Here is a 16868-nt window from a genome sequence, read left to right as displayed (position 1 = left end):
CAGGCGGCTCCGTCCCCGGATTACATCCGGGCTACGCAGACCCATTCAGCGCTCCCTCACCACCAGTTGCGCCGGCGCCGCCCCCACCGCGTTCCACGCCGGGCGGTACATCGACTCGACCTGAGGCGGCGGTACCCGGTAGCTGCCGGGGGTGACGGCGCGGGCCAGGTACAGCATATGGGTGGTGTCGTAGCCATTGACGTCGACGGCGGCGACGAAGCGGTCGTCGCGGAACTCCTGGTGCTTGATCGCAGCGTTCTGCATCGCCTTCTGCCACTCCTTCACCGCGCTGCTGGCGTCGTCCAGGCTGGCAGCGCTCTGCGCCAGGTTCTGGTTTTCCAACTCCAGGCCGGCCGGCAGCAGGTCCACCACCAGGGCGTCGGGCACCCGCTCCTCGGCGCGCACCGCCAGGTGCACCAGCACCAGCTGGCCGCTGGCCAGGTTGCCGAGGTCCAGCGGGCGGCCGTCGAGGCCGTAGAAGCCGCGCTCGATGCTGAGGTTGTTGCCGCGCGCCGCCGGCGCCTGGGTCGGGTAGCCGGAGATGGTCAGCTGCTGGTAGAGCTTGTCGGCGAAGCCGGTGCTCAGGCTCAGCGGCTCGCTCAGGCTGGCGCCGTCCAGTTTGACCGCCGGCTGCGCGTTGCTCAGCTCGCGCACCTGGCCGCCGGCTTCGAGCACGGCGTTCCAGCTCTTTTCCGGGGTCTTGATCAGGCCGCGGCCGGCGAGGAACAGGGCATTGCGCTCCTGGGTCGACAGGTAGTCCTGCACGGCGCGCTCTTCGGCCAGGGCGAACAGCAGCTGGTCGCGGCTGCCGCCGGCCAGGTCGTGCTCCTCCAGCAGGGCGTAGATCAGCGCCTGGTCGCGCAGCGGGCTGCCGTAGTCGGCCAGCCACTCCTGACGCTGGCGACCGAGGCCCAGGCCGAGCGCCAGGGCCTCGTCGGCGCGCGGCTTGTCGCCCATCTTCTGCAGGGCCACGGCCAGCTGCACCAGTGGCAGGCCGGACTTGGCGTCGCCGCGGCGGTCGTACAGCGCACGCAGGCTGCCCAGCGGCGCCTGCTGACTGCGCGCCAGCACCAGGCCGGCGTAGGCCTGCACGGCGAAGCGGGTGTGGTCGAGGTTGTCGCTGTAGCCGGCGTCGACCAGCTGGCGATCCTGCAGGTAGCGCAGCAGGCGCTGGCTGGCCTTCTCCAGGGCCTCCGGCGGCACGGCGAAGCCCTGCTCGCGGGCGCGCAGGAGGAAGTCGGTGACGTAGGCGGTCAGCCAGTACTCTTCCTCGCTATCCGAGCCCCACAGGCCGAAGCTGCCGTTGTAGCGCTGCATGCCGAGCAGGCGCTCGATGCCGATCTCGATGGAGCGGCGCCGCTGCTCGTCCGGCTCACCCTCCAGGCCGAGCTTCTGCAGCGTCGCCGCGTCGGCGTAGAGCGAGGGGTACAGGCCGCTGGTGGTCTGCTCCAGGCAGCCATAGGGGTAGGCCCTGAGCGCCTGGATCTGCTCGGCCAGGTTCAGCGGCGGGCGACTGGAGACGCTGAGCAGCGCCTCGCGCCCGGCCGGCTCGAAGGCCGCCAGGGTGCCGGCCGGCAGCTGCCAGCTGTCGCCCTGCAGCACGCTGCGCAGGTGCCGCTGCTGCGCCGGCCAGGCCGAACGCACGCCGATGCGCCACTCGCGGGCGAAGGCCGGCAGGTTCTCGCCCGGCAGGCTCAGGCCGTTGACCCTGACCCGCACGATGCCGGCGCCATAGCCGCCGGCGGCGCGCACCGGGATGCGCAGGGTGGTGCGCTGGGCCTGCTCGAGCTGCAGCGGCGCGCTGTAGCCGGCGGGGGTCTCGACCAGGCTCAGCTGGCCCTCGGCCTCGACTTGCACGTCGAGCTGCTGCGTGGCGCCGGACAGGTTGGTCAGGTCCAGGGCCAGGCTGGTCTGGTCGCCACCGGCGAGGAAGCGCGGTGCCGACAGCTCGGCCACCAGCGGCGCGGCCACCACCGTCTTGCCCTCGCCCATGCCGTAGCGCTCGTCGGTCCAGGCCTGGGCCATCAGGCGCAGTTCGCCGTTGAAGTCGGGGATGTCCAGGCTGACGTCGCCTTCGCCCTGGGCGTTCAGTTCGATCGGCACGCTCTGCAGCGCGACTATGGTGACGCTGGTGTCCGGACGCTTGCCGCCCTTGGCCAGCGCCGCGTCGCCACCGAAGGCCAGCTTGGCCAGGCGACCCTGGCCGGCCTCGATCAGCTGGCCGTAGACGTCGAGCTGGTCGACGCCGTAGGCCTTGCGGCCGAACAGCTCGGCGAAGGGATCGGGGGTCTGGTATTCGGTGATGTTGAGGATGCCGACATCCACCGCCGCCACCAGCACGTTGACCTTCTGCGCCGGGCTGCCGTCAGCATTCTTGGCCTGCACCCTGACCTTCAGCGGCTGCTGCGGGCGCATCTTTTCCGGCGCCGTCAGGTTGACCTGCAGCTGACGCGGCGCGCGGTCGAACGGCAGGTGCAGCAGGCCCACGGCACGCTTGGGCGTGGCGCCGGCCTGGCGCTCGCCGGGGCGGATGACCAGGGCGCTGACGTACAGGTCATGGCGCGCCCACTCCTCGGCCAGCGGGATGTCGAAGCTCTTGCCCTCGGCCGGCACCTCGATCTCCTGCCACCACAGCGGACCGTCGCTGGACTCGACCATCAGGTAGCCGCTGCCGGCGGCCGGCGGGGTGACGGTGACCGTGGCGGTGTCGCCGGCGCCGTAGGCCGGTTTGTCCAGCGCCAGCTTGACCTGGTCCGGGCGCACCGCACCGCCCTCGGTGTTGTCCTGCCAGGAGTAGCCGGCCCAGAAGCGCAGGCTGCTGGTGAGGCCGGTCTGGGGGTCGGTCACCTCGACGCGATAGGGGCCCCACTCCACCGGGAAGCTGACCTTGGCGGTGCCGCCGGCGGCGACCTGGATGCTCTCCTCGCCGAGGTTGAGGAACTTCTCGTTGTAGTGGTAGTTCCAGCCCTCGCTCTCCGAGAAGCTCCAGTAGTAGTCGCGGCGCTCGCGGATCAGGCGCACCTGCAGGTTGTCGCTGGCCAGCTTGTTGCCGGCCGGGTCGGCCAGCAGGATCTCGAACTCGGCCAGGCCGTCGCCGTCCACGCTGTCGCCGTCGTACAGGCCGCGCAGGCCCGGCAGGCGCTCGGCCGGCCACACCGGCTGCACCAGGCGGCGGGTGATCGGGCGGCCGCCGGATTCCTGCAGGCTGGCCTGGAGGATCAGTTGCAGCGGCGACTTGGCCTCGGCCCAGCGGTTCTCCACGCCGACCGTGGCCTTGCCCTGGGCGTCCAGGGTGGTCTCCTCCAGCTCCAGGTCCTGGCTCAGCTCCTCCTCGGTGACCGAGCCGAACTGGTAGCCCGGCAGCGCCGCCACCGCCTCGCGCAGCGGACGCACGTAGACCTGGCCGGTGAGGCGGTTGCCGGCGGCCGGCGCACCGTAGAGGTAGCGCCCCTCGACCTGAAAGCGCGCCTCGTCGCTCGGCGCGATGGGCGTCTCGCTGCCCTTCAGCTCCAGGGCCAGGCGCTCGGGGAGGAAGTCCTCGACCAGGAATTCGTAGACCTGGCGACGACCGCCGCCGAAGTCGAACAGCAGCTGCCAGCGTCCGGTCGGCGCCTCGCCGGCCAGTTGCAGTTTGTATTGGTAGAGGCCGCCCGCGCCGGGCTCCCAGACGAACTTGCGGCTGACCTGCTCGTCCGGCCGGCGCACTTCCACGTTGACCGGCTGCGGCTGCACCGCGCGGCCGTCGGCATCGCGCAGCAGGGCGTTGAGCAGCACCAGCTCGCCGGGGCGATACAGGTCGCGCGGGCCGAACACGAAGAACTGCAGCGGGTTGGCCAGCGGGCCGGTGATGTCGAACTCGGCCAGGTCAAGGGCCGGGCTGCCGAGGTTGAGCAGGCTGGTCTGCTCGCCCTGGCGGGCCAGCACCAGGGTGGCCTTGTCCGGCAATGGCAGCTCGGCATGGCCGCTGTCGTCGGTCTCGGCGCTGGCCAGCACCTGGCCCTTGTCGCCGAGCAGTTCGACTTGCACGCCCTCCAGCGCCTTGCCGCCTTCCAGGGCCTGGGCGAAGGCGTCCAGGCGGCCGTGGTAGCGGTGCACCGACAGGCCGATGTCGCTCAAGGTGAACAGGGTCGCCGGCTGCGAATAGTTGTAGGTACCGGCCTGGCGCATCACCGCCAGGTACACGCCGGGCTGCTTGAACGGCTCCAGGCCGGCGATCGGCAACAGCAGGGTCTCGCGGGTGTTGCGCGCCGGATTGAGGTCGAAGCGCCCGCCATAGACCAGCTCGGCCATCGGCAGCAGCTCGCGCGACTGCCAGGTGTCGAGGTTGGCGTTGCGCCCCCACTGGGCGAGGAAGCTGGGCAGGGCCTCCTGCTTGATGCGGAAGAACTCGACGTTGACCTTGTCGACGTTCAGCGCGATCACCGGCAGGCCCTCGGCCAGGCGGGTCGGCAGCAGCGAGCCACGGCTGGCGAAGCCGACCGTGGGCTGCAGGTCGCGGGTGTCGAGGGTGGCACTGTACTCGGCGGCCAGTTCGCTGCCGTTGATCGCACGCAGGCCGGGGTCGACCGACAGCACCAGGCTGCGCCGCGGTTCCAGGTGGCGCAGGCGCAGCTCCATCAGGTTGTCCGACAGCTCCCAGGCGCCGTCGACCTTGCCGCTCTTCTTGTCGACCAGGTGCAGCTTGCTGGCGAAGTCCTGGTCCGGGTCCAGCGGCACGCTGAAGCTCACCGACAGGGTGCTGGCGCCGTCCAGCTGTATTTCCGAGGCATCGGCCACGCTCAGCTCGCGGCCGGCGTAGCGCTTGGCCAGTGCCGCCTGGTCCACCGCCGGCCGCGCCGCATCCTGCGTGGCGGCGGGGCTGGTGGCGGGCGCCGGGGTATCGGGGGTGGAGGAATCGCAGGCGCTCAGCAGCGCGAGCGCGACGGCCAGAAACAATCCTTTGCAATGCATGGCAGACTCTCGGAAGAGTGAGGTGGGAAGCTCAGCACTATAGCCGAGCCGACCACCACCTTCGAGGAACCGCCACGCAGTTCGCTACTGGCTCAGCTCACAGAGCTGGGCATTCGGCGCCAGGCGGAAGAAGTCCTCGATCGGCAGACGCACCAGGCTCTCGTGGTCACCGGCCTCCAGATAGATGTCGGCCTGTCGCGCCAGCGCCGGGTCGATCAGCATGCCCATACCGTAGGCTTCGCCGATGGCCGGGATGGCGCCGCGTTCGCAGTCCTTGAACAGGCTGCCGAGGTTCTGCTCGCGGGTCAGCTGCCAGCGCCAGGGGCCCTTGTGCACCTTGTTCAGGTCGAGCAGGCGGTTGGCCGGCAGCACGGCCATCAGGTAGTGGCCACGGCGGTCGTCGAGTACCACCGACTTGGCCATGCGCTCGGCCGGGATGCGCGCCTTGCGCGCCGACTCCAGGCTGGTGGCGGAATGATCGTGTTCGACCAGATCGTAATGACAGTCGGCCCGCTTCAGGCTGCGGGCCAGGGTTTCGGCCATGCGCATGCTGCACCTCCTCGGCCGCGACCTGCTGCGGCCCTCCGTTGCTTGCAGTCTAGCCGGCGCGGCGCGGGCCCGGCCTTGCACTTGCGACTATCCGAGGCAGTGCGTTAGATGGCTTTGCGCTATGCCTACGCGCCTATAATCGGCCTTTTGCCGGAATCGCCCATGCCCGCACTGCTCGCCGCCTGGCGCCATGCCCCGACCCACAGGCGGGTCTGGGCGCTGGCCGCGCCGATGATCCTGTCCAACCTCTCGGTGCCCCTGGTGGCGCTGGTGGATACGGCGGTGATCGGCCATTTGCCGCACGCCCACCAGCTCGGTGCGGTGGCCGTGGGCGGCAGCCTGTACGCCATGCTGGTGGGGGTGTTCGGCATCCTGCGCATGAGCGCCACCGGGTTCGCCGCCCAGGCGGTGGGCCGCGGCGACGGCGCCGCGCTGCGCCAGGTGCTGCTGCAGAGCCTGGCCCTGGCCGGGCTGATCGCCCTGCTGGTCGGCCTGCTGGCCATCCCCCTGAGCGACCTGGCGCTGCAGCTGATGCGCCCCTCGGCGCAGCTCGACGCGCTGACCCGCGCCTTTTTCCACGAGCGCCTGCTGGGCCTGCCGGCGACTCTGGCGGTGGCCGCGCTGATCGGCTGGCTGCTCGGTACGCAGAGCGCGCGCGGGGCACTGGCGGTGATGCTGACCACCAACCTGCTCAACGTCGCCCTCAACCTGTGGTTCGTCCTCGGCCTGGACTGGGGCGTGCTCGGCTCGGCGCGCGCCTCGGTGCTGGCCGAATGGTGCGGTGCCCTGCTCGGCCTGTTCCTCGCCTGGCGCACCCTCGAGCGCCACCCCGGGCGGATCGACCGTGCGGCGCTGCGCCAGTGGCACAGCTGGCGCGCGCTGCTGGCGGTGAACCGCGACATCCTGATCCGCACCCTGGCCCTGCACCTGGTGTTCTTCCTCATCACCGTGCAGGGCACCCGCCTGGGCGACGCCACGGTGGCGGCCAACGCCCTGCTGCTCAACGGCCTGCTGCTCGCCGCCTTTGCCCTCGACGGCCTGGCCCACGCGGTGGAGGCGCTGTGCGGCCATGCCATCGGCGCGCGCGACCGCCTGGCGCTGCGCCGCGCCCTGGTGGTGGCCGGCGGCTGGTCGCTGCTCGGCAGCCTGCTGTTCGCCCTGCTGTTCCTGCTCGGCGGCCGGCTGTTCGTCGAGCTGCAGAGCGACATCGCCGCCGTGCGCGCGGTGGCCTACCAGTACCTGCCCTACCTGGCCGCCCTGCCGCTGGTGGCGGTGTGGAGCTACCTGCTCGACGGCCTGTTCATCGGCGCCACCCGAGCCCGCGAGATGCGCAATGCCATGCTGGTCAGCGTGGCCCTGGGCCTGGCCCTCGGCTGGCTGCTGCGCGACCTGGGCAACCACGGCCTGTGGCTGGCGCTCCTATGCTTTATGCTGATGCGTGGGCTCAGCCTGGCCGTTCTCGGCTGGCGCCTGCACCGGCAAGATGCCTGGCTGGCCCCCCTACACTGAGCGGAGATGGATATGCTGCCTGCCCCCTGCCCTGCCGATGAACACCTGCGCCAGCGCGCCCTGGACGACCTGGAGCTGGTCGATACACCTGCCGAGATATACCTCGACACCCTGGTACGCCTGACCCGCGAGCTGTTCGGGGTAGAGACCGTGCTGGTCAGCCTGATCGACCACGACCGCCAGTGGTTCAAGGCACGTATCGGCCTGGAGCTGACCGAGACCCCGCGCGACATCTCCTTCTGCGGCCACGCCGTGGCCCAGCGCAGTCCGCTGGTGGTGGAGGATGCGCGGCAGGACCCGCGCTTCGCCGACAATCCGGTGGTCACCGGACCGCCCTTCATCCGCTTCTACGCCGGCCAGCCGCTGTTCCACGATAACCAGCCGATCGGCACCCTGTGCATGCTGAATCCCCAGCCGCGCGGGCTGAGCCAGCAGGAGCGCTTGCGCCTGCGCGACCTGGCCACCCTGGCCGAGGGCTACCTGCAGCTGCGCAGCATGGGCCAGCAGGCCCAGCAGCTGCGCCAGGCGGTCAACCGCGAGCAGCGCAAAGCATTGATCGACGCCCTGACCCAACTGTGGAACCGTGCCGCCCTCGACCAGTTCTTCGCCCGCGAACAGGCCAGTGCCCTGGCCGCCGGCCTGAGCCTGGGCGCCATCTACATCGACCTCGACCATTTCAAGCAGGTCAACGACCAGTTCGGCCATGCCGGTGGCGACCAGGTGCTGTGGCAGAGCGCCCGGCGCATGGCCGCGGCGCTACGCCCGAACGATCTGCTGGTGCGCCTGGGCGGCGAGGAGTTCGTCGCCCTGGTGGCGGTACATGACGAGCACGAGCTGAGTCTGATCGCCGAGCGCGTGCGCCATACCATCGCCGACCAGCCGATGAGCATCGGCGCGCTCCAGCACCCGATGACCACCAGCCTGGGCACCGCCCTGGCCTGCCCGGGCGAGCTGCAGGCCGAACTGCTGGAGCGCGCCGACCGCGCCCTCTACCAGGCCAAGCAACAGGGCCGCAACCGTACGGTCCATGCCGATCCCACCACCTGAGGAGCCCCCATGGCCGACGCCATCGCCGCCAGCCTGCACTACCTGTCGATCTTCGTGCTGTTCGCCCTGCTCACCAGCGAGCACGTGCTGTTCAAGGCCGAACTGGACGCCGCCACCGCCCGCCGCCTGCAACGCATCGACATCGCCTACGGCATCAGCGCCGGCCTGGTGCTGGCCACCGGCCTGGTGCGGGTGCTGTGGTACGGCAAGGGTCTGGACTACTACCTGCACAACGGGCTGTTCCACGCCAAGGTCGGCCTGTTCCTGCTGATCGGCCTGCTGTCGATCGTGCCGACCCTGACCTTCTTCGGCTGGCGCAACGAGCTGCTGGCCGGCAAGGCGCCGAGCATCAGCCCGGCCACGGCCCGGCGCACCCTGTGGGTGATCCGCATCGAGCTGCTCCTGCTGCTCTGCCTGCCCTTCCTGGCCAGCCTGATGGCGCGTGGGGTCGGTTACTCCGGCGGCTAGCACTTACCCCATGTAGCCCGGATGCAATCCGGGGGCGCCTGTCCCGGATTGCATCCGGGCTACCGTGCAGAGAAAAGCCCGGCGAATGCCGGGCTTTTTCGTTCACGCGCAGGAGCTGCCGCTGGCTCAGGTCGCCAGGTAGGACGAACGGGTGAGGCCCAGGCGCAGTGCATCCAGGTACTGGGCCCGCTCGTTGGCGGTGAGCTTGGCGCCGGCCACCTTGTCGCGGTAGTAGGTCATCAGTTCCTCGGGCGACAGGTGCACGTAGCGCAGCATGTCCTCGATGGTGTCGTGGGTCTCGATACCGGTGTGGAACACGCTGCCGTCCGGGCGCTGGTAGATATTCACCGAGTCGGTGTCGCCGAACAGGTTGTGCATGTCGCCGAGGATCTCCTGGTAGGCGCCGACCAGGAACACGCCGAGCACGTAGTCCTCGCCCTCGCGCACCTCGTGCACCGGCAGGCTGGTCTCGATCGACTGCTCGTCGACGTACTGCTTGATCTTGCCGTCCGAGTCGCAGGTCAGGTCCTGCAGCACGGCGCGGCGCAGCGGCTCCTCGTCCAGGCGGGTCAGCGGCAGGATCGGCAGGATCTGGCCGATGGCCCAGGTGTCCGGCAGGCTCTGGAACACCGAGAAGTTGCAGATGTACTTGTCCGCCAGCTTGTCGTTGAGCTCGTCGAGCACCGCGCGGTGCGAACGCTGGCGCGCCTTGAGCTGGTTGTGCAGGCGCCGGCAGATGGCGAAGTAGCACTGCTCGGCCAGGGCCTTCTGCGCCAGGTTGAGCTTGCCGGCGGAATACTGCGCGGCCACTTCCTCGATGTAGTGGGTGGCGCGCCAGTAGGTCTCGGCGACCATCTCCGGATCGCTGTCCTCGAGCAGCTCGATCAGCACCTGCAGCACTTCCGGCTGCTCGACGCTGGCGTCGATGCGCGGCACCTCGTCGTTGTGCCGCTCCACGTCGGTGACCTGCACCACCAGCACGGCGTGGTGCGCGGTCATCGCCCGGCCGCTCTCGGAGAAGATGTGCGGATGGGGAATGTCCTGGCGGTCGCAGAACTCCTTGAGCATGTCGACCACGGTGGCGGCGTAGTCCTCCATGTCGTAGTTGATCGAGCTGGCGTTGCGCGAGTGGGTGCCGTCGTAGTCCACGCCGAGGCCGCCGCCGACGTCGATGTGGTCCACCGGCAGGCCGAGGGCACGCAGCTCGCCGTAGTAGCGGATGGCCTCGCGGAAGCCCTTGCGGTAGTCGGCGATGTTGGCGATCTGCGAGCCCATGTGGAAGTGCAGCAGGCGGATACCCTGATCCAGCTTGGCCTGCTTGAGACGCTCGACCACGGCGAGGATCTGCGCGGCGGACAGGCCGAACTTGGACTTCTCGCCGCCGGTGTCGGCCCACTTCGAGGAGGCCAGCGAGGACAGGCGCACGCGCAGGCCGACCTGCGGGGTGACCTTGATCCTGGCCGCCTCCTCGATGACGAACTGCACCTCGGATTCCTTCTCGATCACGATGAACACGTTGTGGCCGAGCTTCTGCCCCATCAGCGCCAGGCGGATGAACTCGCGGTCCTTGTAGCCGTTGCAGACGATGGTGCCGCCCTTCGGCGCCAGCGCCAGCACGGCCATCAGCTCGGGCTTGGAGCCGGCCTCCAGGCCGATGGAGACGTCCTGGGTGGCGATGATGTTCTCCACCACCGCTTCCTGCTGGTTGACCTTGATCGGGTACAGGGCGGTGTAGCGGCTGCCGTACTCGAGGCGCTCGATGGCGGCGTCGAAGGCGCTGGTCAGCTGGCGCACGCGCGACTGCAGGATGTCCGGGAAACGCACCAGCAGCGGCAGCGACAGGCCGCTCTCACGCAGGCCGTCGAGCTGGGCGTAGAGGTCGATCGGCGCGCTGTCCGGGCCGTTGGGACGCACCTCGACACGGCCGGCGTCGTTGATCGAGAAGAAGCCGGCGCCCCAGTGGCGAATGCCATACACGCTGCGGCTGTCCGCGACTGTCCATTGGCTGCCATCGTCTTTGCGGGTGCGTCTTGCGGCCATCGAGGTCTCCTGTTGGCGAGGGAAAAGTGCCGCCCATGGGCAGCCTGGTATAGAGCATGGATGTGACGATTGCCGGTGCCTGCAGCGCACCGCTCTCGGGGAAGTTTAGGAAACCCCGGCTCAGCCGCCGGATTTCTTGGCCTTGAAGCCGCGCTTGGCCAGCTCTTCGAGGAGCAGCTCGACCATGTCGCCCTGGATCTCGATGACGCCGTCCTTGAGCCCGCCGCCGCAGCCGCAACGCTTCTTCAGGGCGCTGGCCAGCTCCTTCAGCTCGGCTTCGGCCAGCGGCACGCCGGTAACGGTGGTAACGGTCTTGCCGCCACGGCCCTTGGTCTCGCGGCGCACGCGGGCGATGCCGTCGCCTTCGGGAATCCGGCTCTGCTTGCAGATGCAGGCGGCCACGGGCTGGCCACAGTCGGGGCAGTGCCGACCGGCATCGGTGGAATAGACGAGACCGCCCAGGGCGGAGAACGACGAAGCTTTCTTGACCACCGGCTTTTCCTCGTAGGGGTCAGGATAGCGACTGGCCGGCAGGCAACCGACCGCGAAGCCCCACTCAGGCAGGGGCAGCGCAACCAGGCATGGCGCCTGGCTTGGAAAGGTGGCGCAGTGTAAGGGCAAAAGGCCGGGATGCTAAGTGCGAAATTGCGCCATTGATCGACGGATTGGCGACCTCGTGCGGCATCGCGCACGCCGCGCACGGAAATACTGCACAAAACCAGGCCCGGCGCGGGCCGCGGCGGCTCAGGCCCGGGCGGCCAGGTACAGCCGCAAGGCCTGCAGCGAGTCCGGGCAGTAGGGCTTGCCCAGCGCCTCCTCCAGCGCCTGCTGCGGGGCGATGAAGCGTGCCTCCAGCACCTCCTCCGGCTGCAGGCGCAGCGGCGCGTCGGAGACGGCCGCATACACCGCGCACCACAGGCGATTGCCCGGCACATCGAAGAAGAAGCGCCCGTGCTCGTGCAGGGCCACGCCGGCGATACCCAGCTCCTCGTGCAGCTCGCGGGCGGCGGACTCGGCATAGCTCTCGCCTTCACCGACCATGCCGCCGGCCGCCACATCCCAGTAGCCGGGGTAGATCGCCTTGCTCAGGGTACGCCGGTGCACACACAGCAGGCCCGCGGAATTGAACAGCAGGATGAAGGTGCCGCGCCCGATCAGCCCGCGTTCGCGCAGCTCGGCACGTGGCAGGCCGCCGAGCAGGTTGTCCTGCTCGTCGACCCAGGCGATGCGCTCGGCGTCGGAGGCGGCCCGGTGCGCCGCCTCGCGCGCGCTGATGGCCATCAGCCCTGGCTCAGCAGGGTGCGCAGGTCGATGATCGCGGCGTTGGCGCGGGAGATGTAGTTGGCCATCACCAGCGAATGGTTGGCCAGCACCCCGTAGCCGCTGCCGTTGAGCACCATCGGGCTCCACAGCGGCTCCTGGGCCGCCTCCAGCTCGCGGATGATCTGCCGCACGCTGACGGTGGCGTTCTTCTTCGCCAGCACGTCGGCGAAGTCCACCTCGATGGCGCGCAGGATGTGCGACAGCGCCCAGGCCTGGCCACGGGCCTCGTAGAACACGTTGTCGATCTGCAGCCAGGGGGTCTTCACCTCCTCCTCGCGCACCGGCAGGCTCTCGCCCACGGGCGCGGCCTGGCCCTCGCCCACGTCGGTGTTCAGGCGTACCCGGCCGACGCTGGCGGACAGGCGCTGGGACAGCGAACCGAGGCGGGTGGCGACGTCGCCCAGCCAGTTGTTGAGGTTGTCGGCACGGGTATAGAACTGCGCCTTGGGCTGGCCCGGGTCAGCCAGGGCGGCCAGGTAGCGGTCCAGCGACTTGATGCCCTCGGCGTACTCGGCCTCGGAGGCCGGCAGGGCCCAGGACTTGTTGTCGAAGTTGAAGCGCGGCTCGGCCTTGGCCAGGTTGGGGTCCTCGGTGGACTGCGACTGCGAGCGGGCGAAGTCCTTGCGCAGCGCTCGCGACAGGTCGCGCACCTGCACCAGCACGCCGTATTCCCAGGCCGGCATGTTGTCCAGCCACAGGCCGGGCGGGGCGATGTCGTTGGACAGGTAGCCGCCGGGCTTGCTCAGCAGGGTCTCGGACACCTGCTTGAGGGTCTCCACCGTGGTGTAGCCGCTGACCAGCTTGCGCTGGGCCTGCTCGGCCGCGGCCTGGGCATGCTGCTGCACCGGGAACAGCTCAGGCTCCTGGCTCCAGTACCAGCCGACCAGCAGGGCGGCGAGCAGGTAGAGGCCGAGCAGGCTGCCCAGCGTCTTGCCCAGCCAGCCACCGCGTGCGTAGCTGCGCACGCCATCAACCGAGTCTCCGAGGTTGTCACGCAGCTCGCCCGCGCGATTCTTCCAGTCCAGCATGATCTTGGTCCTTAGCTTGCACCCGTCGTCCGCTCTTGCTGCGGCCGATTCCTCGACAGCACTATAAGTGAAGCTCGGATCGGAAGCAGTGTCGGAATGGTCTCATAGGTTGTACATGCGGCTGATTCGGCCAAATGCTGGAAAACCGGCGCCAGATGATCGATGGTTGTCGTACAGATAATAACCAGTGGTAGCATGACGCCATCACGCCGCACTCGAGGCCTGCACCAGCCAGATGCCCTTATGACCGAGCACGAAGACCCCAGTCGCGACCGCCTCAAGCAGCACTTCGCCAAGCGCGTGATCCATCAGGCCCGCCAGGTGCTGGAAGTATGGCAGCGCCTGCAGCAGCAGGAGTGGGATGCCGGCGTGATGGCCGAGATGGTCGAGGCCAACCTGGGCCTGCTGCGCTACGCCGAGCGCTTCGAGCAGGACGTGCATATCCAGCTGGCCAGCGCCATCGGCCACTGTCTGGATGCCGTGGAAGCGAATCGCGGCCGCCTCACCAGCCCGCTGATCACCGAGATCAACCAGCTGATGCAGCGCCTGTCGCGTACCGGCCTGCGCCATGGCGACCAATACGAGCAGACCTTTCTGCCGCCGCTGCGCAAGCCGGTGTACCTGGCCCTGCAGGACCGCGAGCGCGCCGAGCGCCTGGCCCAGCAGCTGGAATTCTTCGGCCTCAGTGCCCAGGCCCTGGACAGCGCCCCGGCCTTCCGCGCGGCCATGGCCGAGCGCCATCCGGCCGCCATCCTGATGGAAGTGGACTTCGCCGGCCCCGGTCTCGGCCTGACCCTGGCCGACGAGGCCCAGCAGGGCCTGGAGCAGAAACTGCCACTGCTGTTCTTCAGCCATCAGGACGTCGACACCCCGACCCGCCTGGCCGCAGTACGCGCCGGCGGCCAGGAGTTCTTCACCGGTACCCTGGACGCCTCCAGCCTGATCGAGCGCATCGAGATCCTCACCAACGTGGTCCACTACGACCCCTACAAGGTGCTGATCGTCGACGACTCGCGGGCCCAGGCCACCCACACCGAGCGCGTGCTGAACAGCGCCGGCATCGTCACCCGCACCCTCACCGAGCCGATCCAGGCCATGGCCGAGCTGGCCGAGTTCCAGCCCGACCTGATCATCCTCGACATGTACATGCCCGAGTGCAACGGCACCGAACTGGCCAAGGTGATCCGCCACAACGACCGCTATGTCAGCGTGCCGATCATCTACCTGTCCGCCGAGGACGACCTGGACAAGCAGCTCGATGCCATGAGCGAGGGCGGCGACGACTTCCTGACCAAGCCGATCAAGCCGCGCCACCTGATCGCCACCGTGCGCAACCGCGCGGCCCGCGCACGCAATCTCAAGGCACGCATGGTGCGTGACAGCCTCACCGGGCTGTACAACCACACCCACACCCTGCAGCTGCTGGAGGATGCGCGCTTCCGCGCCCGCCGCGACGGCCAGCCGCTGACCTTCGCCATGCTCGACATCGACCATTTCAAGAAGGTCAACGACACCTACGGCCACCCCATGGGCGACCGGGTGATCAAGAGCCTGGCGCTGTTCCTCAAGCAGCGCCTGCGCAAGACCGACTACATCGGCCGCTACGGCGGCGAGGAGTTCGCCGTGGTGCTGCCGGACACCGACGCCGTCACCGCGGCCAAGGTGCTCGACGAGATCCGCCGGCGCTTCGCCGAGATCCACTACCCGGCACAGCCCCGGGACCTGTCCTGCACCTTCAGCTGCGGCATCGCCGAACTGGCCGAGGGCATGGACTGCAACACCCTGTCCAAGCAGGCCGACGAGGCGCTCTACGTGGCCAAGCGCGGCGGGCGCAACCGGGTGGAGATCCACCGGGTGGCGCTCCACCGCGACGAAGCGTGATCCGCGTCACGCCGTCATAAAGCCGTAACCAAACCGCAATAACCTGCGGGGCATCGCCTAGGTCGTTTTCCGGTGCCCCATGCGTCTCAAGCAGCTCACCAATCTCTCCACCGCCCTCCTCGTCACCGCCTGCGTCGCCCTCGGCGCCACTCTGTGGTGGTCGGAGCGGGCGCTGGAGCAGCCCTACCTGCTGATGCAGCGCTACCTCAACCTGTCCCAGCAGTTCCAGCACCAGGTCGCCGGCAACGTGCAGGCCTACCTGGGCAGCGGCGATGCCCTGCGCCACAGCCAGGCCAGCCAGGCCATCGCCGAACTGGAGGCCCAGCTGGAGGTCCTGCCCGGCGCATTGGCCGACGACCTGCGCCCCAGCCTGGCCGAGCTGAGCACCTTCATCGCCGGCGACCTGCTGGCCGCCGGCAAGCTGGCCGGCGACCCGCAGGGCCTGCTGCTACAGGCCGAGCGCGAGATCGGCGGGGCCCTCGATCAGCTGCAGAAATACGCCGCGGACAGCGCCAGCCCGACGGCTGCGACCTACCAGCCGCCGCTGTTTCGCGCCGCCCAGCACCTGGCGCGCCTGGCCCATGCGCGTGGCAAGCTGGTAAGCAGCGGGCGCAGCGAGCTGGCGGCGGATGTCGAGCGCGAGCTGCAGGCCCTGGCCCAGCTGGCCAGCGCCCTGGATGCCCTGCCGCTGCTGGGCGTGACCGCCAGCGCCGACTCGGCCGCCAGCAGCTTCGCCGACCTGCTCGGCCTCGACAGCGGCGCCGAACAGCAGCAGGCCGAAGACCAGGGCATCGCCCTCAAGCGCGACCTGGCCAGCCTGATCAAGCGCTACCCGGCCGAGCTGGCTCGCACCCGCGCCCTGATCGAGCAGCGCAGCGCGCTGGCTACCGCCAGTGCGGCCAAGGTGGCGCAGCTGCAGCAGGCATTGGCCGCGCTGGAGCCGGCGGTGCGCGCCGAGCACGGACGCATTCAGGGCGAGGTGCGCCTGATCCAGGGCCTGGCGATCGGCCTGATCCTGCTCATCGCCCTGCTCCTGGACCAGATCCAGCGGCGCATGAGCCATGTCCTGACGCGCCTGGCCCCGGCCCTGTCGACCTGGGCGGCCGGCGATTTCGCCGCCGACATCCAGCTGCAGGCGCGTACCCGCGAGATGCGCGATATCGAGGACTCGCTCAACCGCCTGCGCCGCTACCTGGTCGAGCTGGTCGGCACCATCCACCAGCACGCCGGCGAGGTGGCCGGCAGCAGCCGCACCCTGGCCGAGCTGAGCCAGGGCCTGCACGGCGGCGCCGAGCGCCAGCTGGCCGATACCGCACAGATCCGCGACGCCCTGGGCGAGCTGGAGCACACCATCGCCAGCGTCGCCGCCGACGCCAGCCAGGCCGCCGAGGCCAGTCGCGCCGCCAGCCGTGCCGTGGAACAGGGCCAGCGGGTGATCGAGCAGAGCCTCACCGGCCTGCATGCGCTGGTCGGCGAGGTACAGGGCAACGCCCAGTCCATCGAACAGCTGGCCGCCGAGACCGCCACCATCGGCTCGGTACTGACGGTGATCCGTGGCGTGGCCGAGCAGACCAACCTGCTCGCCCTCAACGCCGCCATCGAGGCGGCGCGCGCCGGCGAGATGGGCCGCGGCTTCGCCGTGGTGGCCGAGGAAGTGCGCTCGCTGGCCCAGCGCACCAGCGGCGCCACCGAGGAAATCCAGCAGCTGATCGCCCGCCTGCAGCAGGCCGCCCAGCAGTCGGTGGCGGCCATGCGCGCCCAGGTCGAGCACGCCGAGGCCACCGCCGGCCAGGCCGAGCAGGCCGATGGCGCGCTGGACGAGGTGGTCGGCGCCATCCGCACCATCGCCAGCATGGCCGAGCGCATCGCCGAGGCCACCGCCCAGCAGGGCGGCGCGGCCAGCGAGATCCGCGACCGCAGCGAGCGCATCCACAGCCTCGGCGGCGACAACCTCAGCCGCATCGGCGAGGGCCGCGCCCAGGGCGAGCAGCTGCTGCAGCTGGGTGGCCAGCTGCACACGGCGGTGCAGGCCTTCCGCGTCTAGCCGCACGTCGGCCGGCAATATCCGCTGAC

The 16868-nt window shown here is 69.6% G+C and carries 11 protein-coding genes; 5 read left to right on the top strand and 6 right to left on the bottom strand.

Annotated elements, in window-relative coordinates; all coding sequences use genetic code 11:
• Window positions 1-45 precede the first annotated feature (45 nt).
• Window positions 46-4950 carry an alpha-2-macroglobulin family protein gene (locus DMO17_RS04355; RefSeq protein WP_110681086.1) on the bottom strand — a complete coding sequence of 1635 codons (4905 nt, stop codon included), beginning with the start codon at window positions 4948-4950 and terminating at the stop codon, window positions 46-48.
• A gap of 84 nt (window positions 4951-5034) precedes the next feature.
• Window positions 5035-5499 carry an aminoacyl-tRNA deacylase gene (locus tag DMO17_RS04350; RefSeq protein WP_110681085.1) on the bottom strand — a complete coding sequence of 155 codons (465 nt, stop codon included), beginning with the start codon at window positions 5497-5499 and terminating at the stop codon, window positions 5035-5037.
• Between the two features lie 162 nt (window positions 5500-5661).
• Between DMO17_RS04350 and DMO17_RS04345 the strand changes: the two genes are divergently transcribed.
• From DMO17_RS04345 to DMO17_RS04335, 3 genes are read left to right on the top strand one after another with little or no spacing between them, the layout of a single operon-like run.
• The gene (locus DMO17_RS04345) at window positions 5662-7008 is read left to right on the top strand and encodes an MATE family efflux transporter (RefSeq protein ID WP_110681084.1); all 1347 of its coding nucleotides are present in this window, start codon (window positions 5662-5664) and stop codon (window positions 7006-7008) included.
• A gap of 12 nt (window positions 7009-7020) precedes the next feature.
• A complete protein-coding gene (locus DMO17_RS04340) occupies window positions 7021-8055 on the top strand; it encodes a GGDEF domain-containing protein (RefSeq protein WP_110681083.1) in 1035 nt (344 codons plus the stop codon).
• 9 nt (window positions 8056-8064) lie between these two features.
• Window positions 8065-8523, top strand: a complete 459-nt coding sequence (locus DMO17_RS04335) for a DUF2214 family protein (protein ID WP_110681082.1) — start codon at window positions 8065-8067, stop codon at window positions 8521-8523.
• Between the two features lie 126 nt (window positions 8524-8649).
• On the opposite strand, the gene speA is transcribed toward DMO17_RS04335, so the two are convergent.
• From speA to DMO17_RS04315, 4 genes are all read right to left on the bottom strand, one after another.
• Window positions 8650-10563 (bottom strand): arginine decarboxylase, encoded by a 1914-nt coding sequence (gene speA / locus DMO17_RS04330; RefSeq protein WP_110681081.1) that lies wholly within the window; start codon window positions 10561-10563, stop codon window positions 8650-8652.
• 120 nt (window positions 10564-10683) lie between these two features.
• Entirely contained in the window at window positions 10684-11055 is a 372-nt protein-coding gene (locus tag DMO17_RS04325) for a translation initiation factor Sui1 (RefSeq protein ID WP_110681080.1), read from the bottom strand.
• 252 nt (window positions 11056-11307) lie between these two features.
• A complete protein-coding gene (locus DMO17_RS04320; protein WP_110681079.1) occupies window positions 11308-11844 on the bottom strand; it encodes an NUDIX hydrolase in 537 nt (178 codons plus the stop codon).
• Window positions 11844-12914: a DUF2333 family protein gene (locus tag DMO17_RS04315; RefSeq protein WP_110681078.1), complete on the bottom strand. Its 1071-nt coding sequence runs from the start codon at window positions 12912-12914 to the stop codon at window positions 11844-11846. The genes DMO17_RS04320 and DMO17_RS04315 overlap by 1 nt, the downstream gene beginning before the upstream one ends.
• A 243-nt stretch (window positions 12915-13157) precedes the next feature.
• Between DMO17_RS04315 and DMO17_RS04310 the strand changes: the two genes are divergently transcribed.
• A complete protein-coding gene (locus DMO17_RS04310; RefSeq protein WP_110681077.1) occupies window positions 13158-14795 on the top strand; it encodes a response regulator in 1638 nt (545 codons plus the stop codon).
• A gap of 79 nt (window positions 14796-14874) precedes the next feature.
• Window positions 14875-16839, top strand: coding sequence for a methyl-accepting chemotaxis protein (locus tag DMO17_RS04305; RefSeq protein WP_110681076.1), 1965 nt, complete (start codon window positions 14875-14877; stop codon window positions 16837-16839).
• The last annotated feature ends 29 nt before the right edge of the window (window positions 16840-16868 follow it).

Source organism: Aquipseudomonas alcaligenes, from assembly GCF_003205495.1.
GTDB classification, from domain to species: domain Bacteria; phylum Pseudomonadota; class Gammaproteobacteria; order Pseudomonadales; family Pseudomonadaceae; genus Aquipseudomonas; species Aquipseudomonas alcaligenes_B.
The sequence above is the reverse complement of the archived record's forward strand: the minus strand, read 5'-3'. Positions and strand labels throughout refer to the sequence as shown.